We start from the raw sequence: 5,381 nt of genomic DNA on the forward strand, positions 1-5,381 counted from the left end.
GCCCAGTTGTGCCTCCTTTTTGGAGCCGATGACCTGGATGGCACAGTTGTAGAGGAAAAGATTACCCATTCAGCAGGTGCAATCTCAGAGAAGGCCATTTCAAAAGATGAATTGATAAATCTCATAGAAAAGGCGGGCAAGGTGCCTGTTGAGAGGGACTCGTTTTATAAAGAGGTTCGGTACGAATCTTCGATGAGAAAATGAAAAGAATCCATAGAGAAGAAGGCTTACGATTGCTTAAAGAGGCACCACTCTTTGACCTTGGGGAACAGGCTGATGCAATGAGGAAAGTTTTGCATTCTGATGGCATTGTTACCTTTGTCATTGACCGTAACATAAACTATACAAATATCTGCATAAACCAGTGCGCCTTCTGCGCCTTTTATAAAAATAAAGACGACCCTGAGGCATATTTGCTCAGCAGGGACGAGCTTTTTAAAAAAATAAACGAAACCATAAACCTCGGTGGAACCCAGATACTCCTTCAGGGCGGGCTTCATCCTGAACTCGGTCTCGATTACTACATTGAGCTTTTAAAATCGATCAAAGAAAATTTCTCCATCCATATCCATGGCCTTTCTCCGCCAGAGATATGCTATATCGCAGATAAATCAGACCTCACTATAAAAGAGACCGTAAGCATTTTAAAGGCTGCAGGGCTTGATTCAATCCCAGGGGGAGGGGCTGAAATACTTTCAGACAGGGTGAGGGCGATTCTCAGCCCCCGAAAGATTAAATCATCATCATGGCTTAAGGTCATGGAAGATGCCCACAGGCTTGCAATGAGGACAACTGCAACAATGATGTTTGGAAGCGTGGAGGAGCCTGAAGATATAATTGAACACCTCGATGCCCTGAGAAACCTTCAGGACAGAACAGGCGGTTTTACAGCTTTTATTCCGTGGAGCTTCCAGCCAGGGAATACGGAACTAGTTAAAAGTTTAAAGTTAAGAGTTAAAACTTCCTCGTCACTTCACGCCGCCACTGCTGTAGAATATCTGAGGATTCTTGCCCTATCGAGGATTTACCTCGACAATATCAAAAGCATCCAGGCCTCATGGGTAACGCAGGGCATCAAGATTGCTCAGATAGCACTGCGGTTTGGAGCCAATGACCTCGGTTCAACAATGATTGAGGAAAACGTCGTTGCATCAACAGGCGTAAGTTACATGGCCTCCATGAACGAACTTATCGATGCAATAAAAGGCGCGGGTTTCAGGGCTGCACAGAGAGATACCTACTACAATATCCTGAGGGAGTTTTAAACCCAAAATTACACAAGGGTCAAATAAGCTCCTTTATTTACTAATATAGACCCCAATTCCTCCGATTTACACCCTTTATTTTTACACTTCAACAGCCTGTTGAAAAAGTCTAAAATAACCATACGTGTCATTCCCGCATGCTTTTAGCGGGAATCCAGGGTTTCCCGTGAAACTTGTCCTCGAAGGTTGTAATCGGGGAACGGGAATCCAGTTTATTTGTATAGTTTCCCGCTTTCGCGGGAACAGCGTCTGGACTCCTGCTGAAGTTTACCCCGTGCATGGATTCCTGCTTTCGCAGGAATGACGACACGGGGCAGGAATAACAATCTGGAGAACAAATTAGCAATTTTTCAACAGCCTGTCAAGATCTTACACAGAAAATTTTATACTGCTATAAATTGTCTAAAATTGACATCAGATTTAATTTTATTATAAAATTTAAAAGCCACCGAAAGGGTAACCTCCGGGCAACCGGTGGGCACAAAGCCACCTGTCCCAGAATCGCTGGGATAGAGGGGCTGTCGAAATGGCTAACGAAAACCCTACTCTTTCGGAGAGGGTTTTTTTATTTTAGGGGGCTCTTGATGGGTAAAACAAGTTTGAGAGAAAAAGTACCCGATAAATGAAACGTAAAATTATTTTATCCTTGGTTGTTCTTTTTGCATTCTTTGCCTCTGGCGCGGTATTGGCAGGGCTTTATATTAAAAACACCACGGCAACGCTAAACCACCTCATCACGCTCCATCAAATTGAAAATCTGCGGCGCCATCTGATTATAGCCATTCAAACTGTTCAGTCAGATCTCTATACTGTTGATACGCTACTCGGTCATAGGGTTGATGTGATTACTGATAATGTGACAACCCTTTATCAAGCTTCCCAGAGGTGTTCTGGTTGCCACCACAAACCAGAGATTGAAAACCGTATAAAAGATATTCAGTCGCTCACCCTTGAATACCAGAATGCTCTGAGCTACTACATGACTGCATCTGCCAATAAAGAGAAAACAAATAAGCTGAAGCTCGAAACAGCAGCTATAGGAAATAAACTTCTTTCTACCACAGAAGATATGTCTGTGCAGGCCAGCGAAAGACTTAGTTCGATGACAAGTGCTGCAATGGATAAGATAAATCAGGCAAGAGGTGTTCTTTACATTACAATTCTGCTAACCGTCCTGTTCGGTATTCTTGTTGCTGTAAACCTAACACTATCAATTACACGCCCCGTAGGCAAACTTGTTGATGCGACAAGGGTGATTGCATCAGGCAATCTTGGATATGCAATCCATATCAAAGATAAAAATGAATTCGGGGAACTCGCATTACACTTCAATGAGATGAGCATTGCACTGAAAAACGGGTATGCAAAACTCAAAGAGGAAATAGTCGAACATAAGAAGACAGAGGAGGCCCTCCGTGAGAGCGAGGAACGTTACGCCCTTGCGGCCCGTGGCGCCAATGATGGCTTGTGGGACTGGGATCTTAAAAACAGTAAGATATATTTTTCTCCCCGCTGGAAGTCGATGCTCGGCTATAACGAAGAGGAGATCGGAGACAGTCCTGAAGAATGGTTTAACAGGATGCAGCCTGATGACCGCAAGAAATTGGAGGCTAAAATCACTGCCCATATCAATGGTCATACCATCCATCTGGAAAGCGAATATCGCATATCACATAAGGATGGAACATACCGTTGGATGCTGAATCGAGGACTGGCAGTGAGGGATGAGTCCGGGAAGGCTTATCGCATTGCCGGGTCACAGACAGACATTACTGACCGCAAGATGGCAGAGGAGCAGTCGCTGCACGATGCCTTTCACGATGCCCTTACGGGCTTGCCAAACCGCGCCCTGTTCATGGACCGCCTTCAACATGCAATTAAGAGTTTGCACTCACAATTGCAGCGTCACAGCAATTATCAATATGCTGTACTTTTCCTCGATCTGGATCGCTTTAAGGTTATCAACGACAGCCTCGGGCATATTATAGGTGATCAGCTTCTCATCTCAGTTGGCCAGCGGCTGGTGAGCTGTCTACGTCCGAGCGATACGGTTGCACGTCTTGGGGGAGACGAGTTTGCCGTTCTCCTTGAAAACATCAAAGATTCAAAGGAGGTTCTGGAGGTTACCGAACGTCTACTGATGAAATTAGTGTTGCCTTTCGACATTAAAGGGCATACGGTAGTCACGACTGCAAGCATAGGAGTTGCAATTGGCTCCGAGATATACAGGGGATCAGAGGAAGTATTGCGCGATGCTGATATTGCCATGTATCAGGCAAAAGCCAAAGGGAAGGCTTGCTTTGAAGTGTTTGAAGCTCACATGTATGCAAGCATAGTAGAGCGGTTACAACTGGAGGCTGACTTGCGGACAGCACTTGAACATAAGGAATTCCGAATGCACTATCAGCCTATAATGGATCTGACATCTAATAAGATAATTGGCTTTGAAGCCCTCATAAGATGGTATCATCCAAAGCGCGGCATCCTCTATCCAATGGAGTTTATCCCGCTCGCAGAAGAGTCAGGGCTTATCTTTCCTATCGGTGAATGGATCCTCATGGAATCATGTCGCCAGTTACGTCAATGGCAGAAGCAGTATCCTTCAAACCCTCTTTTAAAGATGAGCATAAATATTTCCAGCAAGCAATTCTCTCATCCTGGTCTGGTTGATCGGATAACTCAAGTCCTCAAAGATACAGGAGTTGATGCAAGCAGTCTGGCATTAGAGATCACAGAAAGCATGATCATGAAAAATGCTGATGCAGCGTCTGTAATGCTCTCAAGGTTGCGGGACATGGGAGTTCATATCCATATCGACGACTTCGGGACAGGATACTCTTCCCTGAGTTATATACATCGATTGCCGGTTAATGCATTGAAGATTGATCGCTCATTTATCAGTAGAATTTTGGATAATGAAGAGCATCTGGAGATTATAAAAGCGATCATATCTCTGGCGAACAATTTAAAGTTCGATGTTATCGCTGAAGGATTAGAGGTATATGGTCAGCTGTCGAAGATCAAAAGCCTGAAATGCCAGTTTGGTCAGGGATTCTTTTTCTCTATGCCGATGGAACCTGAGGAACTGGAAATGTGGATAAAAGAGGGAATGTATTGATACGCTAAAAACCTGGACACTACCTGGAAGTGGCCTTATCGGGGTTTAGAGAGAGGTGTGGGCTAACAATCAAATTATCAATAAGCCTTACCCCCCCAATCTTAACAGCAAGTGCGAGGACAACACTCGCCTTTATCGTATCCACTTCTTCAAGACTCTCAGGGTCAACAATTGAGATATACTCTATCTGCGCCAATGGCTCTGCCTTTAACAGGCGCTCCATTTCTGTTTTTATCATGAATGTATTGTATTGACCTTCCAATATCATGCTTTTACCTTTCTCCAGTGCCTTATAAAGAACTGCTGCTGCTTTTCTCTCTTCAGGATTCAGATAGCTATTCCTTGAACTCATTGCAAGTCCGTCAGGCTCTCTTATAGTAGGGCAAACAACAATCTCTATATTGAGATTTAGCTCTCTCACCAATTTTTTTATAACCACTGTTTGCTGAAAGTCCTTCTGGCCAGAATATGCCCTGTGAGGGTTAACAATATTAAAGAGTTTTGCAACAACCGTAGCTACTCCCCTGAAATGGCCCGGCCTTGAAATGCCGCAGAGTTTTTCTCCAGTGCTGCCAGCATCGATAAATGTGGAAAAGCCTTTCGGATACATGTCACTGGTTTCAGGGATAAAGACTGCATCTACCTTAAGCGAGGATAGCTTGTTTAAATCTCCATTGAGGTCCCTGGGATACCTCTCAAAATCTTCCTTTGGGCCAAACTGGATAGGGTTTACAAAGATACTGACAACTACAACATCATTTTCCTTACCTGCTTGCCTCACAAGGCTGAGGTGGCCTTCATGAAGTGCTCCCATTGTCGGGACAAATCCAATTGTCTTTCCCTCAGCCCGGAAATCCCTGCTCAGGGACTGCATATCAGTTAAGAGTTTAACAAGCTGCATGACTCATGAACCTTTGGTGATACCCTTGTATAATCCAAGTAAAATTTTCGCTGATTTACCAGCCTTCATCTGCACGCTCAACATCATCGTCAACCCA

At 44.3% G+C, this 5,381-nt stretch carries 4 protein-coding genes and 1 riboswitch; of the genes, 3 read left to right on the forward strand and 1 reads right to left on the reverse strand.

Annotated elements, in window-relative coordinates; genetic code table 11:
- The 3 genes from HZC12_10190 to HZC12_10200 form a co-directional block, all read left to right on the forward strand.
- On the forward strand, window positions 1-204 hold a 204-nt coding region (locus HZC12_10190), incomplete at its 5' end, for an aminofutalosine synthase MqnE (protein ID MBI5027074.1).
- Window positions 201-1,265 (forward strand): dehypoxanthine futalosine cyclase, encoded by a 1,065-nt coding sequence (mqnC, locus tag HZC12_10195; protein MBI5027075.1) that lies wholly within the window; start codon window positions 201-203, stop codon window positions 1,263-1,265. The genes HZC12_10190 and mqnC, both read left to right, overlap by 4 nt.
- 445 nt (window positions 1,266-1,710) lie before the next feature.
- Window positions 1,711-1,791: riboswitch (cyclic di-GMP riboswitch) on the forward strand.
- 96 nt (window positions 1,792-1,887) lie between these two features.
- Window positions 1,888-4,383, forward strand: a complete 2,496-nt coding sequence (locus HZC12_10200) for an EAL domain-containing protein (GenBank protein MBI5027076.1) — start codon at window positions 1,888-1,890, stop codon at window positions 4,381-4,383.
- 19 nt (window positions 4,384-4,402) lie between these two features.
- Here the strand turns inward: HZC12_10200 and HZC12_10205 are convergent, their stop codons facing one another.
- Window positions 4,403-5,284, reverse strand: coding sequence for a pantoate--beta-alanine ligase (locus HZC12_10205; GenBank protein MBI5027077.1), 882 nt, complete (start codon window positions 5,282-5,284; stop codon window positions 4,403-4,405).
- Window positions 5,285-5,381 lie beyond the last annotated feature (97 nt).

Source organism: Nitrospirota bacterium, assembly GCA_016214385.1.
Taxonomy (GTDB): Bacteria; Nitrospirota; Thermodesulfovibrionia; order UBA6902; family JACROP01; genus JACROP01.